Source organism: Antarcticibacterium arcticum, from assembly GCF_007993795.1.
In the GTDB taxonomy this organism is placed as follows: domain Bacteria; phylum Bacteroidota; class Bacteroidia; order Flavobacteriales; family Flavobacteriaceae; genus Gillisia; species Gillisia arctica.
The window spans coordinates 1,094,713-1,116,992 of record NZ_CP042476.1 but is presented as its reverse complement, the minus strand read 5'-3'; the positions used below and the strand labels follow the sequence as shown (position 1 = coordinate 1,116,992).

The following is a 22,280-nucleotide window of genomic DNA, read 5'->3' as shown; positions in this document are numbered from 1 at the left end:
TTAACCTGCTGTTATTTTATTTATTTTAAAAATATGGGCGGGAATTTGAGTAGGATTCAATGCTACATAATTCCATTCATTTTCCCATACATATCTTGAATCTGTCAATAAATCCAGAACCTCAAATTGCTCGTTTTCCTCAATACCCAAATTCTTCAATGGTACTTTTACCCAACCCGACTGGCTGTGTTCAGGATCAAAACTTATAACTATAAGGAGTTTATTTTTCTTTAGGGTTTTGGTATAACATATCACCTGTTCATTATCTGTTTCACAGAATTCGATGTTCCAGGTTGTTTGAAGCGCTTCATTTTCTCTTCTAATTTTATTTAAAAGGCTTATAACCTCCTTGATCCCCGAAGGTTTAAACCAATCCCAATTTTTAATCTCATATTTTTCAGACCTCGTATATTCTTCCTTTCCCGGATAGGCTTCATTTAATCCAAATTCGAATAAAGGCCCGTACATTCCATAATTTGAGGAAAGTGTTCCTGCCAGAAGCAGCCTTATTAAAAATGAAGGTTCCTCCTTATCTTCCAGGGAAATTGGAAGTATATCAGGCGTATTGGGCCAGAAATTTGGCCGGAAGTATTCCCGCATTTCTGTTTGGGTGAGTTCTGTAAGATATTCTTCAAACTCTTTTTTAGAATTTCTCCAGGTGAAATAAGTGTAGGACTGTGTGAAACCCACTTTTGCCAGTTTTTCCATTACCCTTGGGCGGGTAAAGGCTTCGGCAAGAAAAATGATCCCATCGTAATGACTGTTAATATCCTTTATAAGCCAATCCCAGAAAATAAATGATTTGGTATGCGGGTTATCTACCCTAAAGATCTTTACTCCTTTATCTATCCAGAATTCGACAATACTTTTTAATTCCTGCCATAAGTTTTCCCAATCTTCAGTCTCAAAATTAACAGGTAAAACATCCTGATATTTTTTTGGTGGATTTTCGGCATATTGTACAGTACCATCCGGTCTCCATTTAAACCATTGAGGATGTTCTTTCACATACGGATGATCCTGAGAGCATTGAATTGCAAAGTCCAGAGCAACTTCCATTCCAAGATCTTGTGCAGTTTTCACAAAACTCCTAAAATCGGCCATATCGCCAAGTTGGGGATGAATAGATTTATGGCCGCCTTCGCTGGAACCTATTGCCCAGGGTGATCCGGGATCATTAGGTCTTGCTTCGGGGGCATTATTTATTCCCTTTCTAAAACTTAAACCAATGGGATGAATAGGAGGCAGATAAATAACATCAAAACCCATTTTCGCAATTTCGGGTAGAATTTTCTCGCTGGTTTTAAAGGTGCCATGTTCTCCGGGATGTGGGGAAGTAGATCTGGGGAAGAATTCATACCAGGAACTAAACAAAGCCTTTTTGCGTTGTACCAGCACCGGTAAGGTTTTATTATATCGTGTAACCCGTTTTCTGTCCCGGGTGCGGTACATAAGGTTTGAGACCTTATCGCTTAAGGCCAACTCAACAACACTCTCCTCATCCTCATCCTTTTCGAAGAGTTCAACAAAAGATTGCAACTCCTTTTTTTGCTCTTTAGAGCCTCGCGGGATTGCATCCTTTATTATTTGTGCCCCAATTTTAAGTTCAGTTTCAAGCGCCTGATTCGCCTCATATTTTTTCTTTAGTCCATACTGCCAGGTTGAAAAATGATCTACCCAGGCTTCGATGGTATATTCTAAAATGCCGGTATTTTCAGAAAAAATTGTAGCACTCCACCGGTCATTGCCTTCAAAACGCATAGGTTTTTCTTGCCATTTTTCAGGCGAAATGCCTTTCGCGGTTTTTTTTCTATATAATAATACTGCGTCAACCTTATCATGGCCATCTGCAAAAATATCGGCAAGGATTTCTATTGGTTCACCGGTGACTCTTTTTATCGGGGTATTTCCGCAATCTATTTCAGGTTTTACATTATTAATACTTACTCTTTGATGGCCTTCTATATTCATAAATGATTTTTTTGGTGCATTATCAGCTTCCGCAATTCCTTAGAAATTTGGGAAGTGAGATATTTTAAACATCTTAAATTTAGACAAGTGCCCGGTACTTCCCCGTTAAAAAAATACTAAACCTTGAAACTTCCCCTTTATCCTCCTTAGATTTGAGAGAGGAGAAAAACACTATTCATGAGAAAAAAGGTAGGGGCGCAATACATTGGAAATAACGGGACTAAATTTGTCATTTGGGCGCCCTTTACGAAACAGGTGAAGGTTGTGTTAAGCGATGGAAGAACGGAGCAGTTACTGAAAGTTGCCCATGGGTATTGGGAGCAGGAATTAAGTGATATTCCCCCCGGGACTTTATATAAACTATCACTTGATGACGAAATGGTTTTTCCAGATCCCGCTTCCCGTTCCCAAGCCTTCGGGGTGCATGATTGGTCTAAGGTAACAGATCCCAATTCATATAAATGGAGTGATACTGCCTGGAAAGGAATCCCTCTGGAAGAAATGATAATTTATGAACTGCACGTGGGGACTTTTACACCCGAAGGAACATTTGAAGGGGTTATCTCCAAACTTGATCACCTTCTTGAACTGGGAATTAACACTATAGAAATATTACCGGTAACTCAATTTCCCGGTTCCCGAAACTGGGGATATGACGGTGCCTATCCCTATGCCGTCCAGGAAAGTTACGGTGGAGCAGAAGGTTTAAAGAAAATGATAGACACCTGTCATCAACATGGAATTGCTGTTCTGCTGGATGCCGTGTATAATCATTTAGGTCCGGAAGGAAATTATCTTTCTCAGTTTGGACCATACTTTACCGAAAAATATAAAACTCCCTGGGGAAGTGCTATAAATTTTGATGATAAATATTCCGATGAAGTGAGAAACTTTTTTCTGGAAAGTGCTTTGATGTGGCAGGAAGAATTTCATTTTGACGGATTACGTCTGGATGCAATTCACGAGATAATTGACAGGGGTGCAAGGCATTTTTTAAAGGAATTGAGCCAGAATGTAGATGAACTTGAAAAGCAAACAGGACGCAGGTTTATATTAATTGCTGAAAGTGATCTTAATGACACGAAGATCATTAACCCTTATGAAAAGGGTGGTTTTGGACTGGAGGGACAATGGGTAGACGATTTTCATCATTCAATACATAGCATTTTAACAGGAGAACTGGAGGGGTATTATAAGGATTACGGCGCCATGGCCCACCTGGCAAAAGCTTTTAAACAGGCTTTTGTATATGATGGTGTTTATTCAAAATTTAGAAAAAGGACTGTTGGTAATAATCCAGTGGAGTTGCCACCTTCTAAATTTGTAATTAGTATCCAGAATCATGATCAGGTTGGGAACCGTTTGTTGGGAGACAGATTAGCACAAATGATTTCTCTGGAGCAACTTAAACTGGCAGCAGGAGTAATGCTTGTTTCCCCATATATACCCATGTTATTTATGGGTGAGGAATTTGCTGAAGACCGCCCCTTTCAATATTTTGTAAGTCACGGGGATCCGGATCTTGTAAAAGCAGTTAGGGAAGGTAGAAAACGTGAATTTGAGTATTTTTATGATAAGGGAGATGGAGAATTTTGGGATCCTCAGGAAGAAGAAACTTTTAATGCTTCCAAAATAAACTGGGATTTTAAGGAAGATCAAAATAAAACAGCACTATTCAATTTTTATAAAAAACTCATCAATCTTAAAAAAACAGGAGCTTTTAAAGCTTTCAGCAATAAGGAAAAACAAATAGAATTTTCTGAAGAAGGAAAGTATATAAAAATTATTGGTAAAGAAGGTCAAAATCTCTTTGCGGTGTTTAACTTTAAGGGAGAGATGCTTGAAACTGAGATAAGCGGTGGAAATTATGATTGGAAAACTGTCATTTTTTCTGCGGGAAAAGAATGGGGTGGTTCAGCAAATTTCCCCCCTACATTTAATTCCGGAGAGGTATTAAAAATTCCCGCCCACTCTATGCTGGTATTATCCCGAAATTTGTATTAACTCATAATGATAGAAGATGAAAGAGGATAACAAAAAATATGTTTGTATACATGGCCATTTTTACCAACCTCCACGTGAGAATCCCTGGCTTAACAAAGTGGAGATCCAGGATTCTGCTTATCCTTATCACGACTGGAATCACCGTATCAATGCCGAATGTTATATAAGAAATACCTCGTCCCGTATTTGGAATCACGAGCAAAAAATTGAAGCTATAATGAATAATTATGGCTGGATGAGCTTTAACGTGGGACCAACCCTCCTTGCCTGGATGGAAATGGAAACCCCTGAAACCTATAACGCTATACTTGAAGCCGATAAAGAGAGTCGCGAGCGATTCTCTGGCCATGGGTCTGCAATTGCCCAGGCTTTTAATCATTTAATAATGCCTTTGTCAAATGAAAAAGACCAGGAAACTCAGGTAATTTGGGGAATTGAAGATTTCAGGTCCCGTTTTCAGCGCGAACCTGAAGGTATGTGGGTTGGGGAGACTGCGGTAAACACTTCTACCCTGGAAATGATGGCAAAGCACGGGATTAAGTTCACTATACTTTCTCCTTATCAGGCTAAGCAGGTGAGAAAAATTGGGGCTGAAGAATGGGAGGATGCAACAGATGCCCAGGTTGACACTACCCGGGCTTATGTATGCAATCTTCCTTCAGGAAATAAAATAAATTTATTCTTTTATGATGGCCCTGCATCACAGGCAGTCGCTTTTGAAGGCCTTTTGAATGACGGGGTACGCTTTGCCGATAAACTCCAGGGGCAATTTAAAGAAGAGGACCAGGTACAACTCGTACATATCGCTACAGATGGAGAGAGTTATGGGCACCACCATAATCTGGGCGAAATGGCACTTTCATATTGCCTTAATTACATCGAGCAGCGGGAAGATGCCAATCTCACAGTTTATGGGGAGTTCCTTGAAAAATTCCCTCCTGAATATGAAGCAGAGATCCTTGAGAATACCTCCTGGAGTTGTTATCATGGCGTGGAACGATGGCGAAGCAATTGTGGTTGCAATACAGGAGGAAATGATGGTTGGGATCAAAGTTGGAGAAAACCCTTACGGGATTTATTTGACTGGATCAGGGATGATCTTATTGTGCTGTATGAAAAAGAAATTCAGGCTTATACCCAACATCCCTGGGCGGCCCGTGATAAGTATATTAAAGTGATCCTGGATCGCAGTGAACAAAATGTTGAAAATTTTCTCAGGGAAAATTTTAAAAGTGATCTAACCCACGATGATAAGGTGAAGCTTTTAAAATTACTGGAAATGCAGTATCATGCTATGTTAATGTATACCAGTTGCGGGTGGTTTTTTGATGAGGTTACGGGTATTGAATCTATGCAGGATATCTTTTATGCCAAAAGAGCTATTCAACTGGCAGAGGAAATAAGTGGGGTGAGCTATGAAGATGAATTCACTAAAAAACTGGAAAATATTCCCAGCAATATTCCGGAATATGGAACAGCGCTTACCGCTTATAATAAATTTGTAAAACCAATGGCCCTTGATATGATACGTATAGGGGCACACTATGCGGTGTCTTCCCTGTTCGAGGAATTCCCGGAAGAAGTGAGCCTTTATAACTTTTCAGCCAGTGTTAAGACCAAGCATTTTTATGAAGCAGGAAAACAAAAAGTTGTAATAGGACGCACAGAATTCAGATCTGATATAACATGGGAAACTGTAGATATTTCCTATGCCGTTCTACATATGGGAGACCACCATCTATTTGGGGGAGTACGGGAATATATGGGGCCGGAAGCTTTCGATGAAATGCATGAGAGACTTTCCAAATTCTTTAAAAAAGGGAACATTTATGAGATCTTCAATACCCTTGATGCAAGTTTTGGGCATCATAATTATTCTTTCTGGCATTTGTTTAGAGATGAACAGCGCAAGATCATGGAACTTGTTATGGATAATACCCTTAAAAATGTTGAAAACACTATGCTACAGATCTATGAAAACAGTTACCCCCTCCTGCAAACTTTTCAGGAGATCAATATGGCCGTGCCAAACCGTCTAAAAATGCCTGTGGATATGGCAGTTAATAATAAACTCATCAAAGAACTGGAAAGAGAAGATTTTGATATAGACAGGTTCACTTCGTTGGTAAATTCCGCTACCGAAATCAATGTCTCTCTGGATGTTGTTACCCTAAGTTTTATGACAGATAATAAATTGAACCAATTAATGCGAAAATTCAGGGAAGATCCTTCAGATATAAAAAGAGTGGTGGAGATTAATAAATTAATAGAATTAATTAAACAAAGTCCCTTGAAACCCAATGAATGGGAGGCTCAAAATATTGCATTTGAGATCAAAGATGCTGTTTATGCCAGGTATCTGGAAAAAAGTAAGAATGGAGATAAGGAGGCTAACAACTGGATAGATTCATTCAATTATCTGTCAGACAAATTAAATATGGTAAGATAAATGATTCAACCAGATACCACATACCGGCTACAGCTGTCTCCTCAATTTACATTTAAGGATCTGGATAGAATATTGGATTACCTGGATGATCTTGGCATTTCCACAATTTATTCAGCACCCTTTTTTAAGGCCAGTAAAGGTAGTATGCACGGGTATGATATTCTTGATCCCTTTACTATTAATCCTGAAATTGGAACATTAGAGGAATTTAAAGCTATTGGGGATCGCATGAAGAAAAAAGAAATGACCTGGATACAGGACATTGTACCCAATCATATGGCATTTCACCCTAATAATCCGTGGATAAAAGATATTTTTGAATTAGGGCCCCAATCCAGGTTTTATAATTATTTTGACATAGACTGGGGTTTTAAAGATCTTAATAAGGTGTTTACTCCTTTTTTGGGAAGCTCCCTGGAGGAGGCACTGGACCAGGAAGAGCTAAAATTAGTATTTAACGAAAAAGGGATTTTTATTGAGTATTTTGACGCTCAATATCCTGTTAATATAGATACCTATATAACTCTTCTCAGGGAGGGGGGAGAAAGTTATTGGCTTAACAGATTTATTTCATTTTCTGAAAATTGTGAACAATGGAATGAAATTAAGCAGTCCTTTCTGGAAAATGTTTTTAAAAATGACGAATTAGAGAAACGCCTTGGGGCCGAAATAAATTCGATCAATAATTCGAAAAAGAGTCTAAAGGAGATTCTGCGCCTCCAATATTTTGTTCTTATCCACTGGCAAAAAACCGAAACCGAAATTAATTACAGGCGATTCTTTACAATCAATGGCTTAATATGCCTTCGTATGGAAGAAGCTGAGGTATTTAATAATTATCACACCTTTATAAAAGAGCTTTGCGATGAAGGCTATATTCACGGACTAAGAATAGACCATATTGATGGTCTTTTTGACCCCGAGAGCTATTTGCAAAGACTTAGGGAAACGCTGGGTGAAAATTTTTATATCATCGTTGAAAAGATCCTTGAATTTGAGGAAAAATTACCACGGCAATGGCCGGTGCATGGAACGAGTGGGTATGAGTTTCTTGCTCAGGCAAATCATTTATTCACTCAAACAAAGGGACAGGAAGAATTCACATTTGAGTATGAAAAAATTTCTCCAAAAATCCCGAATTATGAATCCCTTATTTATCAGAAAAAATTATTCATACTCAAGGAGAGAATGGGTGGGGAGCTTCATAATTTGTGGTTATTGCTAAAATCAAATGAACTCCTGCCGGAAGTATTTCCTGAAGAAAATTTATGGAAAGATGCCCTCGCTGCTTTTTTGGGAGCTTTTCCTGTATATAGGGTGTACCCCAGAAAGTTCCCTTTAAAACCTAAACAAATTCAAATTATTGCTGCAGCATACTTAAAAGCAACGGCAGAATTTCCTGGATTGGAGAAAGAACTCAAATATCTAAATGAATTGTATATGGGGGAAGCTCAAAAAGATAAATCCAAAATGTTGCATTTTCTTCAGCGCTGCCAGCAATTCAGTGGGCCTTTGGCCGCGAAAGGGGTAGAAGATACTTCTTTTTACATTTACAATCGTCTTATAGCTCATAATGAAGTTGGAGACTCCCCGGGCAATTTTGGATTATCGGTAAAAGGGTTTCACCAGAAAATGTTACAACGCAGCAAGGAAAATTCCCTTTCTCTAAATGCCACTGCTACCCACGACACCAAAAGGGGAGAGGATGCCCGCATGCGCCTTGATGTTTTAAGTGAAATTCCGGGAGAATGGTTTAAAATTGTGGGCGAATGGAGAGCGATTGCACAAACCTTTAGAAAAGATCAAAACATTCCCGATAAGAACGAAGAATATTTTATATATCAAAGCCTCCTGGGTAATCTGCCGTTTAAGGAAAATGATGATGAATTTCTGGAAAGAACCGGTGCCTATCTCCAAAAAGTATTGCGGGAAGCCAAAATACATTCCAACTGGGCAACACCAGATGAGGTATATGAAAACAAGGTTTTTGAATTTATAAAAGACCTTCTTGAGAATGAAAATTTCCGTAAATCCTTTGATCCATTTTGGAGCAAAGTCGCAGGTTTTGGCGCCATAAAATCCATTGGACAATGCCTTATTAAAATAACAGCACCGGGAATACCTGATATTTACCAGGGAACGGAACTTTGGGATTTCAGTTACGTTGACCCGGATAACCGCCGTGCAGTAGATTACGCTTTACGAACAAATTATGTGGCAGATTTCAGGACCTTCAGCAAATCCAATCTGTCTAAAAAGATCCACAGTCTTAAATTGAATTACATCAACGGGAAAATAAAAATGTACGTACTTTCCAAATCCCTTATAACCCGTAGGAGAGAAAAGGATATTTACCAAAAAGGGGAATATGTTCCATTAACTCTAAAAGGGAAAGGCAGTAAAAATTTTATTAGCTATGCCCGGGTTTTAGGAGAGGAATGGAGGTTAATAGTAGTACCGGTTTTTGTAACAGGAATTTTTGACCCCGAAACTTTGAAACCCCGGAATGGTTATCTTTCAGATGTTTTTATTAGTTTACCTGAAAATGCTCCCCTGGAATGGGATTACATATTCTCGGGGAAATCCTCAATTACAGAAGAGGGCTTAATCCCGGTTCAGGACTTTATTTCAGAATTTCCTGTGGCCCTCTTAAAAAACCGAAAACAAACATGGACTTAAAAAGGAGTAGTGGGATCTTATTACATGTTACTTCTTTGCCTTCTCCCTTTGGAATTGGTGACATGGGACCTGAGGCCTATGAGTTTATAGATTTCCTGGAGGCATCTGCAATTAAATACTGGCAGGTATTACCATTAAATCCAACAGATGATGCCTATAGCCATTCTCCTTATAGCAGTTATTCCGCTTTTGCTGGAAATACGCTTCTTATAAGTCCTGAGTTTCTGGAGAAAGAAGGTTTTATAAACCTTCAGGATTTTAATATACCAGAGGTTTCCCAGCAGGATAAGGTCAACTTTAAGCAGGTGAGCCTGTTTAAAGAAGAAATTTTAGAAGCGGCTTACCATAACTTTAAAAGAAATAAAATTAACCTTCAAAAGTTTAAAACTTTCGTTAAAACACATAGAGATTGGCTGGAGGATTACAGTTTATTTAAAGTATTGCACGATACATATAATACCCCCTGGTTTACCTGGCCCGTTCCCTATAGGGATAGAACTGCTGAAGGTTTAAAACAAGGGAGAAAGGAATTTAAATCTGCTATTGAGAGGGTAAAATTTAACCAATTCCTGTTTTTTTCACAATGGTTACCATTGAGGTCTTATGCGCAACAGAATCAGATACAAATTATTGGGGATATTCCTATATATGTAAATCACGATAGCGCAGATTGCTGGACAAATTCCAGATATTTCAAGCTGAATAAATCTAAATTCCCATCAAAAATATCGGGCGTGCCACCTGATTATTTTAGTGAGACCGGTCAATTATGGGGAACCCCCGTATATAATTGGAAAGAGCTTAAAGCAAACAGGTTTGATTGGTGGATTCAAAGAATAAAGCAAAATCTATTGTTATTTGATGTAGTAAGACTGGATCATTTTAGGGGATTTTCTGCATACTGGGAAGTCCCTGCGGGAGATAAGACGGCACAAAACGGAAAATGGGTAAAAGCGCCCGGACATGATTTTTTTAAGACGCTCCAAAAGGAAATTCCACATATGCCTTTTATAGCAGAAGATCTTGGTTCTCTGGATCAGGGAGTCTATGACCTTATTGCCGATTTTAATTTTCCGGGAATGAATGTTCTTTTATTTGCATTTGGAGATGATAAAGCAAAAAATCCCTATTTGCCTTTTAACCATATTCCCCACAGCATTGTTTATACCGGTACTCATGATAATAATACCGTATTGGGATGGTATGAAGGGGCCGATTCCCGAACTAAGAGACATTTAAAGGAGTATACCGGAAAAAATATTACTTCTAAAAATGTAAATACACAACTTCACAGAATGGCCCTGGCCTCAGTCTCAAAGCTGGCTATTATCCCTATGCAGGATATACTTGGATTGGGAAGTGAAGCAGTGATGAATATTCCAGGAAGCACCAAGGGAAACTGGACCTGGAGATTAACCTATGATCAACTTTCCATTCAAAAAGTGGTAGAATTAAAGGTTCTTAATGAATTGTTTGGAAGAGGGTGACAATTTTGAAAAAAAAAAGTGGAGATCCAAAAATAAACTCTTCCCGGATCCCCACTTATTTCAACATTTAACTATTGAATACTCTTCTGGATTTTTTCTATAGCATTCTGAATTGATTTTTCTGGTTCTATAATATTATTGGAACCCCAAAACTGCTCATCAGAAAACCCTGAAACATCATCCGTCATAATAACAGCGGGACTAATAAAGCTATCATCCCTTCGCACCCGGTCTCCCGGATTTACCTGCCAGTCCGTCACCGCCATTTCACTGTTTACGGTATAGCGGGAATTGAATAATTTTCTTTTCCAGTTAACCACAAATTCCAGTTCTGCACTGCCGTAGCCGTAATACCATTTTCCGCCAGTTTCGCGGTAATCTACCTGATATTCAACTCTCACAGGATAAACTTTTACCCCGCCGGGTTTTTTCCTTACAAACATATTACTTGCAACTGTACGGTTATCTACATTGAGATGGTAATTGGCCTTTACGAGGGCATTTGTTTGCGCATCAATATATAATTCCCCATAATACCAGGGCAATCGTTTATCTACCATTTCAAAATTTACAACATATAAATACCTGTTATTTATTCGGGCGGGAGAACCAAAATTAAAGGTGTACTCATCCATTTGCTCTACATTAAAAAGATATTCGGGATATTTAATAATATCGCTGTAAAGGGTGTTAAAAGGGCCTCCTCTTAATTTTAGGGCCATGGTGTCCAACCTTTCATAATCTACGCTTTTACGGGCCTTGGTAATGGATATTTCATCGCGCCCGGTGGCAGTATAAGGTCTCTTATAAATTTTAAGTACCGCCTCTGTAAGCGAAACATTTCGACGGCCTTTTTTGATAGACTCTCTGTAAAATGAATTCATTAGCACAGGCTCATTCAAATAATTATCACCTGCTTTGGCAAACATATTCCTCACAAGGGTTTTAGCATCTGTAGCCGTGAAAATATTAACTTCAGATAGTTCCTCTAAAGTCTCATTCAATTCAATCCTGGTATTGTTGGAATTAAAAAAACTAAGAGGATAAGTTTTGCTTTGAAATCCAAGATTCGAGATAGAGACTGTGGCTGAAGAGATATTTACGGGAATTTTCAGGGAGAACTCCCCCTCACTATTGGTTACCGTAGAAATGTTTGTTCCGTTAACCGAGAGAAATGCAGCGGCTATTGGGTTTCCGTTTCCACTTTCTACAACTATACCTTTATACTCTACAAATTCCTGAGCGTTAATCCTATGGAAGGGAAGCATGGTAAGAATTCCCAAAAACAAAATTAATGGGGGAGATAAAATAAATTTTTTGATAGTTTTCATAACTTGGGAGATAAAAATGTTTTTCTTTCTAAGATACTAAATATTTAGGTCTTTATTAACATATTTATTGGGAAAAATTTGAATGAAAAGCATTTTACAGGTAAGTGTATGAGTAGAAAAATAATTCTTTTGTGCCTGACTGTTTTGGTAACCTTATATCCAATTTTATCTGCTTATTGGATGTTATGTGTATTATTAAATGGAGAAACAATTTTGATAGCAGATCAAAAATTATCAGAATACTTGCTAAGTATCTGGCTTACCTGGGTGGTTTTGGTAAGTATGGCCATATTTTATAAATGGTCCAGTAAGGGAAATTTCTTTTTTAAATTTACTAATGTTTTTCTCCTGGTATCAGCGGTTGTTTTTGGTTTTTTCCTTTTGGAAATTGCAAAGCTTTATGAGACAGGAAGCCTAATAAAAGATCCATTGTTATTCGCTCTTTTAAAAACCTTACAGAATTTTGCTGTTCTATTCCTTTTGACATTTTTCCTGCAGGCTGCCGTTTGGTGGTTTACAAGAAAATGGCACCGTCAATGATCCTAAGTAAAAATCACCGGAATTTTTAAGAAACTTGCAGGAAAATTAAATTCCAATATATTTAGCTAATATTACGGCATAAAATATGATAGCCTCTACGGCGTTATTAACTAGCAGTTTAAAATCAACGGTAGATGAAAAAATCGAATTTTATAATTTTAATTATTTGTGCATTTCTTCCCTTTATTTCTATAGGGCAAATAACTGATGAAAACCGGTCGGTTACAGACCTGGTTTTAACAGAACTAAATAGGGAACGCCTTATTCAAAGGGAAAATCTTGATTTCAGAATCAAGGAGATCGATTCTAAAATAAGCAGCCTGGATGAAAGTTTAAAAAATACCAGCTCTTCTGCTGAAAAAGTTGAAAAATTAGTACAACGCGTCCAGATCCTTGAGGAAAAACAATCTGAACTTGATAAGAATGTAGTTTCGGTATATAAATACAACTACAGCTCGGCCGTGCTTAATCTGGCTTCCATGGAGCGGGAAATTAAGCCTCTTAATCTTTTCAATAGTTCCCGGGAATTTTATACTACGCTGGACAGGGTAAGTAATCCTATGACCTATGGGGGCTATGCTGCTTGGTTTAAGGAATTTGAAAAATATATAGAATCCAATAAAAAGGATGAAGCCAGGCTTGCCGCATTGAGCCATATACTTAATGTTACCGGTAATTTAGCTGAAGGAACCCCTTTCACAGGGATGTTTGCGGGAAGTTTATTTGATGGAATAGGTTCTTTTATTAATTCTCTGGGAAAACGAGACAGGGACCTAAGGGAAAAAAGCCTCAAAATGTTCAAACTCACCACAACTGTATCACAGTTTACCCATGATAAGGATCTTATTGAGACAGAATGGAAAGCTATTACAAAAAGTCTTGATGAGTTAAAAGAGCTTCAACATAAGGCAATGGAAAAAAACATTGTTGAAATTTTGGGAGTAGACCGAGCTGAATTTCAGAAAAATTTTACAGATGAGACCGATGCGAAAAAAAGAACCCAGTATATTTTAAATATTTCTAAGATCGCGGAGAATAAGATCGCAGAAGAAAAGAACAGAAACCCCGAAAACTGGAAACAGGAATATTACAACCAGATGGTGACGGTACAAAATTTAAAGATCAGGTTTGGAACGGTTACTTTTCGCATAATGGAAAATCTTTCAAAATATAAGACCCTTATTAGTAAATACAGGAACGATGAGAACCTTAAAGACAGGGTAGCACAACTTGACCTAAAACTGGACCTGGTAAAAAACAGTTTTGAATCTACGTTCAATCCGCAGGATTATATCAAGGCAAGTAATGAAATGTATATTGTCGAATAGATTAATTTAAGAGTAGGGCGAATGTAGTTATGAGAAAAAATAGTGATTAAGTTTGAGAAGAAATAAAGATATTTAAAAGCTTAAAAAACTATTGAAACTTAAAAGGGAGCGAGTTTTTAACCTCGCTCCCTTTTTTAATTATTATAATTAAAAATCTCAATACTCAATACTCATATCTCAATTCCAATTTATCCGCATTTTGATGAGCCGCAATCGGGACATGTAAGGCATCCTTCCTGGTAAATAAGATTCTTGGAGCCGCAATTTGAACATTTTTGGCCTTTGGCCTCAGTACCATCCGCAACATATCTTTTTAAAGCGCGGGCAACGCCATTTTTCCAGGTGTTTATAGATTCATTGTCCAGCTGAAGACTGTTTGTTAAGTCTACAGCCTTTTCAATGGGCATACCATATCTTAGGGTAGTGGAGATAAGTTTGGCATAATTCCAGAATTCAGGATCAAATTTATGTGATAATCCTTCAATGGTGGTTTTATATCCTCGTTGATTTTCATATTGGAAATCATAGCGGGAATTTCCTTCCTCGTCTTTATTCTTTATAATAAGTCCCTCATTTACCCATCTTGGAATAAGGATCCCGTCATCATCATCAGCCAGACCGGTAAAGATCTCATAAGGTCTGCCATCTATAAGGCCAATAAATGCGATCCATTTCTCTTTATTGTTTTGAAATCTTACTACATCTGCTTCGAGAATTTGCGGGCGCTTGGTTGGAAAAACAGAAGATGTTGCTTCTTCTTTCTTTTCTTCGTTTGAGATAAGCACCCCAGATCTTGAACCGTCACGATAAACGGTAACTCCTTTACATCCTACTTCCCAGGCTTTAAGATAAAGCTGGCCCACAAGTTCCTCTGTGGCTTCATTTGGAAGGTTCACAGTTACGCTAATGGAGTGATCTACCCATTTTTGCACGGCACCCTGCATAGTAACCTTGCTCATCCAGTCTATGTCATTGGAAGTGGCCTTATAATAAGGCGATTTTTTTACAAGTGTATCCAATTCCTTTTGACTGTAATTCTTATTTATTTCAAAGCCGTTAACTTCCATCCATTGCTTAAATCTGTGATGAAATACAACATATTCTTCCCAGGAATCCCCTGTTTCGTCAACAAAATCTACGCGGGCTTCCTTATCATTGGGATTAACTTTTCTTCTTCTTTTATAAACCGGTAAAAATACAGGTTCGATGCCAGATGTTGTTTGCGTCATTAAACTGGTAGTTCCCGTTGGCGCGATCGTAAGCAGGGCGATATTCCTCCGGCCATACTCTGTCATATCAAAGTATAATTTTTCATCGGCTTCCTTTAATCGTTGGATAAAAGGATTGTTTTTTTCTTTTTCAGAATCATACACGCTAAACGCACCTCTTTCTTTGGCGGCATATACAGATGCGCGGTATGCTTCAATAGCAAGAGTTTTATGTACTTCTACAGAAAATTCGATGCCCTTTTCACTGCCGTAAGCAATACCCAGGGCTGCAAGCATATCACCCTCTGCAGTGATACCTATTCCCGTTCTTCTGCCTTCATTTGCTTTTTTCCTTATTTCAAGCCATAGGTTCTTTTCCACAGCTTTTATAGTTTCATTTTCAGGATCGGCATTTATCTTTCCAAGGATATCATCAATCTTTTCAAGTTCAAGATCTATAATATCATCCATTATTCTTTGTGCAGCGGCCACGTGCTTTTTAAATAGCTCAAAATTAAAACTCGCTTTTTTGGTAAATGGCTCCTCAACATAGGAGAATAAATTAATTGCCAGCAATCTGCACGAATCGTAGGGGCAAAGCGGGATCTCCCCGCAAGGGTTGGTTGAAACAGTTTCATATCCAAGATCTGCGTAAGAATCTGGCACAGATTCCCTTACTATGGTATCCCAGAAAAGGATCCCGGGTTCTGCAGATTTCCATGCATTATGAACAATTTTGTCCCATATTTTTCCGGCTTCTATTTCCTTGGTATATTTAGGATTATCGCTATGAATTGGAAATTTTTGTACATATGAGGAACTGTGTTTTACAGCCTGCATAAATTCATCATCTATTCGTACAGATACATTGGCACCGGTAACTTTTCCCTGTTCCATTTTGGCGTCAATAAAATCTTCGGCGTCCGGATGGTTAATGGAAACAGACAGCATTAAAGCCCCACGACGACCATCCTGTGCTACTTCCCTGGTAGAATTGGAATACCTTTCCATAAAGGGTACAAGTCCGGTGGAGGTAAGCGCCGAGTTTTTTACGGGCGACCCTTTAGGCCTTATATGAGAAAGGTCATGGCCTACACCACCTCGCCGCTTCATAAGCTGAACCTGTTCCTGGTCAATCTTCATGATACTTCCATAAGAATCATTCATCCCGCTGTTACCAATTACAAAACAGTTAGATAATGAAGCAATTTGGTATTTATTACCAATTCCAGCCATAGGACTACCCTGAGGAACTATATATTTAAAGTTATCCAGCAATTCAAAAACCTCATTCTCGGTCATAGGATTGGGATAATTCTTTTCTATTCGGGCAATTTCCCTGGCAATCCTTTGATGCATTTCAAGTGGCGAACTTTCATAAAGATTCCCATCAGAATCTTTTAGCGCGTATTTGTTGATCCAAACGCGGGCAGCTAATTCATCTCCCTTAAAATAGGTTAGAGAGGCCTTAAATGCTTCATCCTGGGAGTAGGTTTTGGCAGGGGCTGTGGGTGCTTCAATTTTCATGGTGACAATGTAATTTGGTTAGTAGACTTTTCCATTGGAAAGCATAAATGTAGAAAAAAATAAACTGTTATAGATATGTTAACGTGAAAATTGTTTACAAGTAATTTTAATTAAATACTTGATTATCAAATATTTATGAATTTATGAACAAACGAATGTTGACAAAAAAATAAAACACTCCTATGTTTTTAAACCCCTGTAGATGGGTGAGATGGCTTGATGAAAAATAAAAAAACCCTGAAAATTTCCCGGATTAAAGGTAAATTTTCAAGATTTTCAGGTGCTTTTATTTTGGTAGCTTTTGTAGGATCTTAATTCTAATTGGAAGAATGTTTATGAGATTAGATCATAAGTTTGTTTTGCGATCTCGAGTTCTTCATTGGTTGGGATTACCAAAATCTTAACTCCATATTTGCCGCTGCTTATATCCCTGAAATCTTTAGATCTTTTTCCATTCTCAGCTTCATTCAATTCAATACCCAGAAAATCCATTTCCTTACAAACAAGTGCCCGTATCACATCGCTATTCTCACCAATACCTGCTGTAAAGATCACAGCATCCAAACCATTCATTGCTGCAGCGTATCCTCCAATGTATTTTTTGATACGGTACGCATTCATCTCCAGGGCAAGCTGGCAAATGCGGTTGCCGTTTTCGGCCTCGGCCTCAATATCGCGTAGATCGCTGTAGCCCGTAAGTCCCAGCATTCCGCTTTTATGATGTAGCAAATCACTAACTTCCTGAGCTGTATAACCAAGTTGATTGATAAGATAGAAAATTACCGACTGGTCTATATCCCCGCTGCGGGTTCCCATAATGAGTCCGTTAACAGGGCCAAATCCAAGGGAATGGTCAATGCTTTTTCCGTTTTGTACAGCAGTTATACTACAACCATTCCCAAGATGCACACTTATTATTTTGGAATTTTCTTTCCCTAAATATTCTATAGCTTTTTCACTCACATATTTATGACTTGTACCATGAAACCCGTAAACCTGGATCTTTTGGTCCTCATAAAATGAATTGGGAATTGCATAGCGGTTGGCACGGGAAGGAATACTGCGATGAAAAGCGGTATCAAAAACCCCTACCTGGGGTGCTCCCGGAAAAATTTCTTCGGCCACCTCGATTCCGGTGAGGTTTGGAGGATTGTGCAAAGGCGCAAGTGAAAACAATTCTTTTATAGTGGCCTTTACTTTTGCATCTATTACGATGGTTTCTGAAAACTTATCTCCCCCGTGAACTACCCGGTGGCCTATTGCACTAATTTCTGAAGCATCTTTGATCACCCCATTTTCAGGATCCATTAACAATTTGGTCACTGCTTTTAAACCTGCCGTATGATTGGGCACTTCAGTTTCTTCAGAAACAGAAAACTTTTCTGATTTATAGCTCAACTTTCCCCTTTCCTGGCCAATTCGCTCTACGAGCCCGGAGGCAAGGACCGTTTCATCGGGCATTTTTATAAGCTGAAATTTTAATGAAGAACTTCCTGAATTTATTACCAATATATTTTTCATGTAATCTTTTTATTTTAAAATTCGCCAGGAAAAATTAAATTCCCTGAGCCTGAATAGCGGTTAATATTACGGTATTGAAGACATCATCTACCGTACAACCGCGGCTTAGATCATTAACCGGCTTATTAAGCCCCTGTAGCATTGGGCCAATTGCCAGTGCCCCGGTTTCCCTTTGCACTGCCTTATATGTATTATTTCCTGTGTTAAGATCTGGGAAAATTAGGACACTTGCCTGCCCGGCAACCTCAGAGTCCGGTAACTTACTTTTTCCAATGCTAAGGTCTACCGCGGCATCATATTGTATGGGGCCCTCTATTTTAAGATCTGGCCGCAGGTTTTTTACAATTTCAGTTGCCTGCCTAACCCTGTCTACATCTTCACCTTTTCCCGAAGTCCCGGAAGAGTAGGAGAGCATCGCGATTTTTGGTTCAATACCAAAGGCTTCACTGCTTTCAGCTGAAGATATGGTGATCTCTGCGAGTTCTTCAGCAGTAGGATTGGGATTGATGGCGCAATCTCCAAAAACTGAAACCCTGTCTTCCAAACACATAAAAAACACGGAGGATACTACAGATACTCCCGGCTTGGTCTTTATAAACTGAAGAGCCGGAATAATAGTATGCTGGGTGGTATGCGCTGCCCCGGAAACCATTCCGTCTGCATGACCCTTATAGATCATCATGGTTCCATAATAGGAAACATCGTTCATCCTGTCCCGCGCCATATCAAGATTGATATTCTTATGTTTTCTTAATTCATAATAGGTTTGGGCATAGTCATCAAAATTTTTAGCACTTGCCGGGTCAATTATATTCACTTTATTAAGGTCAATGGAAATTCCTAATACCCTGATCTTTTCTTTAATTGCATCCTCATTTCCAAGCAGGGTAATATCTACAAGGTCCATATCTATAAGACGGGAAGTGGCTATTAGGATACGGTCATCTGTCCCCTCGGGTAACACAATGTGTTTTCTGGATTGTTGTGCCCTTTTTACCAGGCTGTACTGGAACATTCTTGGGGTTATGCCCTTTGGTTCAAAGTTTATCATTCGTTCCAGTAGCGGATCAAATGAGATATATTTTTCAAATGTGCTTATAGAGGTTTCTATTTTCTGAATACTATCGGCATAAATGTTTGATTTTATAGCTCCAATTTGATTGGTAACATTAAAGGTCCCTTCTTCTACCGAAATAATGGGCACTACCTGTGAGAGTCCGTCAATAAGTTTAAGAATGGATTCCTCCGGGATTAAGCCGCCGGTAAGTACAATTCCCGAGATCCTGGGGTAGTTGGTAGAAACATTTGCCTGCAGGGCACCCAGAATAATATCTGCCCTGTCTCCCGGTGTGATTACAAGGCTTTCATCTTTTAAATGGTTCAGGTAATTACGCAATTGCATTGCTCCAACTCCAAAATTTCCCGTTTGGTTGTCCATAAATTCTTCCCCAAACAATACCTTTCCTTCCAGTTCCTTCAGTATCTCCTTTAAAGTAGGATTTGAAAGCGTATCGAGGAGGGGAATGGCAAAAACCCCAACATCTTCAGGTAGAAATTCTCTCATTCCGTTAAGCGCCAGATCCATATTCTGCAACTGGATCTTATTTGTAACCATAGCCAGAACACGTACGTCTTTATTGACAAAAGCCTGATATACCATTTGAAGATTTCCAAACAGGACTTCCTTGGTTTTACCTTTCCCGCTTGCCACAATTATTACCGGGATACCCAGATTCTTAGCTATTAGAACGTTTACGTCAAATTCGAAGACATTGGGCTCGCCTGAAAAATCACTTCCCTCAACCAGGACGATATCAAACTCGTCCTCCAGTTTTTTATACTTTCTTATAATAGTGTCTATGATCTCACCAGATTTTCCTTCGTTGCGTTTTTGAATGATCTCACTTCTGGTAAATCCGAAAGCGTCGTTATATTTAAGCGGAATTTTAAAATAACTTATTATAGTATCTATGTGGTTATCTTTTTGTCCGTTCTCAACGTCATCTATAATAGGCCTGAAGTAACCTACTTTTTGGGTTTTCCCTAACAGAGTTCGCATGAGCCCCAGGGAAATAAGAGATTTTCCGCTGTTGGATTCAAGTGTTGCAATGTAAATTCCTTTATTCATGGTATGTTATTTAACGGCTGCAAAATTACGGTTATTTGAAATTTAAGCCAGCCTTTAAACTATAAATTCCCGGAAAAGATACCGAAAAATGACGGTAATCAGGTTTTGAAAGGAGCCCTGTAACCTTCACGTTTTGAACCTGAACTCTTCTGAAATTAAAAAAGCCCCTGACACCAAGGGCTTTTATAATTTTATTTTTAAGAAACCAGCTATTGTTTGTTTATTTTAAGACCAATCTGTGACCCGGAGGAAACGGGTTTCCCAATAGTATACACCTCCTCGATAAATTCATCCTGCTCACTATTATATCTAAAAGTCCTGAAATTTCCATCTTTATCAAACCTTCCGTAGGAAACATCATCACTAATGGGCGAGGTCATTATAAAAAAACCGTCATCTGTAGTTTGGCGTAAGGTGGCATACGGAGTTTCTTTTCCATTTTGGTTTCGCGTAATTAAGATCTCGTTTTCTCCCGGTGTAAAATGAAGCTCCTCATTATTAAATGTAAATAAAGTGGCTTCCCGAAGTATAAACTGGTCTGTGGCCACCTGGTTCGTCTCCAAAGTTGTATTTTGCTCCACTTTGGAAATAAGTGTATCCTGACCATATAAACTACCAGCTAAAATAAATCCCAACGCATACAATAGATTTTTCATAATCGTTTAATTTAAAGGTTGTTATAAAGATAACAGGGTTTAAAGTTAAGTCCTTACAAAGTTTCGTTACAGTTTTATTAAAACAAGCTAAAATAATTTCCAGTTCATCAAATTACATTTTATAACGGCATTCCAACTTTCAACTTTAAAACCTATCTTTGCAGCCGCAAAAACAAAGCATTATAAATTAATAGAATAATTGTGTATAAGCCTTGAGGGTGGTAGCCACCAAAGTTTTATGCAGAATTTCAGGGGAACCGCTGGGATACCCGAATCAAATAAAAACATTATATGAAAGCCGGAATTGTAGGATTGCCAAACGTAGGAAAATCAACTCTTTTTAATTGTTTATCAAATGCGAAAGCACAAAGTGCCAATTTTCCGTTTTGTACAATTGAGCCCAATATTGGAGTGGTGAATGTGCCAGATAGCCGACTGGAAAAACTGGAATCCCTGGTAAAACCGGAGAGGGTTCAACCGGCTGTTGTAGAAATTGTTGATATCGCCGGTCTGGTAAAGGGTGCAAGTAAAGGCGAAGGTTTGGGAAATCAATTTCTAGGGAATATAAGGGAGACAGATGCAATTTTGCATGTGTTGCGTTGTTTTGAGGACGATAATATTGTGCACGTAGATGGATCTGTTAACCCGGTAAGGGATAAAGAAACCATAGATATGGAGCTTCAACTAAAAGATCTGGAGACAGTAGATAAAAAACTGGAAAAGGTTAAACGTGCTTCCCGAACTGGTAATAAAGATGCGCAAAAGGAAGAAGTTGCCTTGCTAAAGGTTAAAAAAGGCCTGGAAGAGGGAAGATCGGTAAGGGCTATTTCAGAACTTACTGCGGAAGAGCGGGAAGAGTTTATCTACAATCTTCAGCTTATTACAGATAAGCCTGTAATGTATGTATGCAATGTAGATGAAAAGGGGGCCGTAAACGGAAACCAATATGTAGAGAAAGTAAAAGAAGCTGTGAAAGATGAAAATGCAGAAGTATTGGTGCTAGCCGTTGGCACAGAAGCCGATATAACTGAGTTGGATGATTATGAAGAGCGCCAGATGTTCTTACAGGATATTGGGCTGGATGAACCAGGATCTGCTAAACTTATTCGCTCTGCTTACAAACTTTTAAATCTCCAGACTTATTTTACAGCCGGGGTTAAGGAAGTAAGGGCATGGACCATTCCTATAGGATCCAGCGCTCCACAGGCTGCGGGCGTTATTCATACAGATTTTGAGAAGGGTTTCATTCGTGCCGAGGTGATCGCTTATGAGGATTTTGTAAACCTGGGCAGTGAAGCCAAGGTTAAAGAAGCAGGAAAAATGAAAGTTGAAGGAAAAGAATATATTGTTCGGGATGGGGATGTAATGCATTTCAGGTTCAACGTATAACAATCTAAGACCTAGGGAATTATCAAAAGTCCTTATCTCTATTAACATTCCGCTTTAAATCT

At 38.6% G+C, this 22,280-nt stretch carries 13 protein-coding genes; 7 read left to right on the top strand and 6 right to left on the bottom strand.

Annotated elements, in window-relative coordinates; genetic code table 11:
* Positions 1–1,971 carry an alpha-1,4-glucan--maltose-1-phosphate maltosyltransferase gene (locus tag FK178_RS04905; RefSeq protein ID WP_146831566.1) on the bottom strand — a complete coding sequence of 657 codons (1,971 nt, stop codon included), beginning with the start codon at positions 1,969–1,971 and terminating at the stop codon, positions 1–3.
* 177 nt (positions 1,972–2,148) lie between these two features.
* Here FK178_RS04905 and treZ point away from each other — a divergent pair, with 177 nt between their 5' ends.
* The 4 genes from treZ to malQ are packed head-to-tail and all read left to right on the top strand — an operon-like array spanning position 2,149 to position 10,590.
* Entirely contained in the window at positions 2,149–3,975 is a 1,827-nt protein-coding gene (treZ, locus tag FK178_RS04900; RefSeq protein ID WP_146831564.1) for a malto-oligosyltrehalose trehalohydrolase, read from the top strand.
* A gap of 16 nt (positions 3,976–3,991) precedes the next feature.
* Entirely contained in the window at positions 3,992–6,424 is a 2,433-nt protein-coding gene (locus FK178_RS04895; RefSeq protein WP_146831562.1) for a DUF3536 domain-containing protein, read from the top strand.
* On the top strand, positions 6,425–9,103 hold the full coding sequence (gene treY / locus FK178_RS15605; RefSeq protein WP_146831560.1) for a malto-oligosyltrehalose synthase: 2,679 nt from the start codon (positions 6,425–6,427) through the stop codon (positions 9,101–9,103).
* Complete coding sequence (malQ, locus tag FK178_RS04885; RefSeq protein WP_240793895.1) at positions 9,094–10,590, top strand: 4-alpha-glucanotransferase; 1,497 nt, start codon at positions 9,094–9,096, stop codon at positions 10,588–10,590. Before treY ends, malQ begins: the two co-directional genes overlap by 10 nt.
* A gap of 71 nt (positions 10,591–10,661) precedes the next feature.
* Here malQ and FK178_RS04880 read toward each other — a convergent pair whose 3' ends face one another.
* Entirely contained in the window at positions 10,662–11,921 is a 1,260-nt protein-coding gene (locus FK178_RS04880; protein ID WP_146831556.1) for a carboxypeptidase-like regulatory domain-containing protein, read from the bottom strand.
* Between the two features lie 108 nt (positions 11,922–12,029).
* Between FK178_RS04880 and FK178_RS04875 the strand changes: the two genes are divergently transcribed.
* Together FK178_RS04875 and FK178_RS04870 are read left to right on the top strand one after the other, a co-directional pair.
* Entirely contained in the window at positions 12,030–12,461 is a 432-nt protein-coding gene (locus tag FK178_RS04875) for a hypothetical protein (protein WP_146831554.1), read from the top strand.
* A gap of 134 nt (positions 12,462–12,595) precedes the next feature.
* On the top strand, positions 12,596–13,789 hold the full coding sequence (locus FK178_RS04870) for a hypothetical protein (RefSeq protein WP_146831552.1): 1,194 nt from the start codon (positions 12,596–12,598) through the stop codon (positions 13,787–13,789).
* A gap of 188 nt (positions 13,790–13,977) precedes the next feature.
* On the opposite strand, the gene FK178_RS04865 is transcribed toward FK178_RS04870, so the two are convergent.
* The 4 genes from FK178_RS04865 to FK178_RS04850 all read right to left on the bottom strand — a co-directional run bounded on the left by FK178_RS04865 (position 13,978) and on the right by FK178_RS04850 (position 20,829).
* Positions 13,978–16,524: an adenosylcobalamin-dependent ribonucleoside-diphosphate reductase gene (locus FK178_RS04865; protein ID WP_146831550.1), complete on the bottom strand. Its 2,547-nt coding sequence runs from the start codon at positions 16,522–16,524 to the stop codon at positions 13,978–13,980.
* A 333-nt stretch (positions 16,525–16,857) separates the two neighbouring features.
* The gene (locus tag FK178_RS04860) at positions 16,858–18,045 is read right to left on the bottom strand and encodes an acetate/propionate family kinase (RefSeq protein WP_146831548.1); all 1,188 of its coding nucleotides are present in this window, start codon (positions 18,043–18,045) and stop codon (positions 16,858–16,860) included.
* A gap of 34 nt (positions 18,046–18,079) precedes the next feature.
* On the bottom strand, positions 18,080–20,173 hold the full coding sequence (gene pta / locus FK178_RS04855; RefSeq protein ID WP_146831546.1) for a phosphate acetyltransferase: 2,094 nt from the start codon (positions 20,171–20,173) through the stop codon (positions 18,080–18,082).
* A gap of 209 nt (positions 20,174–20,382) precedes the next feature.
* Positions 20,383–20,829 (bottom strand): hypothetical protein, encoded by a 447-nt coding sequence (locus tag FK178_RS04850; protein WP_146831544.1) that lies wholly within the window; start codon positions 20,827–20,829, stop codon positions 20,383–20,385.
* A gap of 291 nt (positions 20,830–21,120) precedes the next feature.
* Here FK178_RS04850 and ychF point away from each other — a divergent pair, with 291 nt between their 5' ends.
* Positions 21,121–22,218 carry a redox-regulated ATPase YchF gene (ychF, locus tag FK178_RS04845; protein WP_146831542.1) on the top strand — a complete coding sequence of 366 codons (1,098 nt, stop codon included), beginning with the start codon at positions 21,121–21,123 and terminating at the stop codon, positions 22,216–22,218.
* The last annotated feature ends 62 nt before the right edge of the window (positions 22,219–22,280 follow it).

Coding starts and splice junctions, on each gene's coding strand:
- FK178_RS04905 (WP_146831566.1), bottom strand. CDS start 1,971: ATGAATATAGAAGGCCATCAAAGAGTAAGTATTAATAATGTAAAACCT.
- treZ (WP_146831564.1), top strand. CDS start 2,149: ATGAGAAAAAAGGTAGGGGCGCAATACATTGGAAATAACGGGACTAAA.
- FK178_RS04895 (WP_146831562.1), top strand. CDS start 3,992: ATGAAAGAGGATAACAAAAAATATGTTTGTATACATGGCCATTTTTAC.
- treY (WP_146831560.1), top strand. CDS start 6,425: ATGATTCAACCAGATACCACATACCGGCTACAGCTGTCTCCTCAATTT.
- malQ (WP_240793895.1), top strand. CDS start 9,094: ATGGACTTAAAAAGGAGTAGTGGGATCTTATTACATGTTACTTCTTTG.
- FK178_RS04880 (WP_146831556.1), bottom strand. CDS start 11,921: ATGAAAACTATCAAAAAATTTATTTTATCTCCCCCATTAATTTTGTTT.
- FK178_RS04875 (WP_146831554.1), top strand. CDS start 12,030: ATGAGTAGAAAAATAATTCTTTTGTGCCTGACTGTTTTGGTAACCTTA.
- FK178_RS04870 (WP_146831552.1), top strand. CDS start 12,596: ATGAAAAAATCGAATTTTATAATTTTAATTATTTGTGCATTTCTTCCC.
- FK178_RS04865 (WP_146831550.1), bottom strand. CDS start 16,524: ATGAAAATTGAAGCACCCACAGCCCCTGCCAAAACCTACTCCCAGGAT.
- FK178_RS04860 (WP_146831548.1), bottom strand. CDS start 18,045: ATGAAAAATATATTGGTAATAAATTCAGGAAGTTCTTCATTAAAATTT.
- pta (WP_146831546.1), bottom strand. CDS start 20,173: ATGAATAAAGGAATTTACATTGCAACACTTGAATCCAACAGCGGAAAA.
- FK178_RS04850 (WP_146831544.1), bottom strand. CDS start 20,829: ATGAAAAATCTATTGTATGCGTTGGGATTTATTTTAGCTGGTAGTTTA.
- ychF (WP_146831542.1), top strand. CDS start 21,121: ATGAAAGCCGGAATTGTAGGATTGCCAAACGTAGGAAAATCAACTCTT.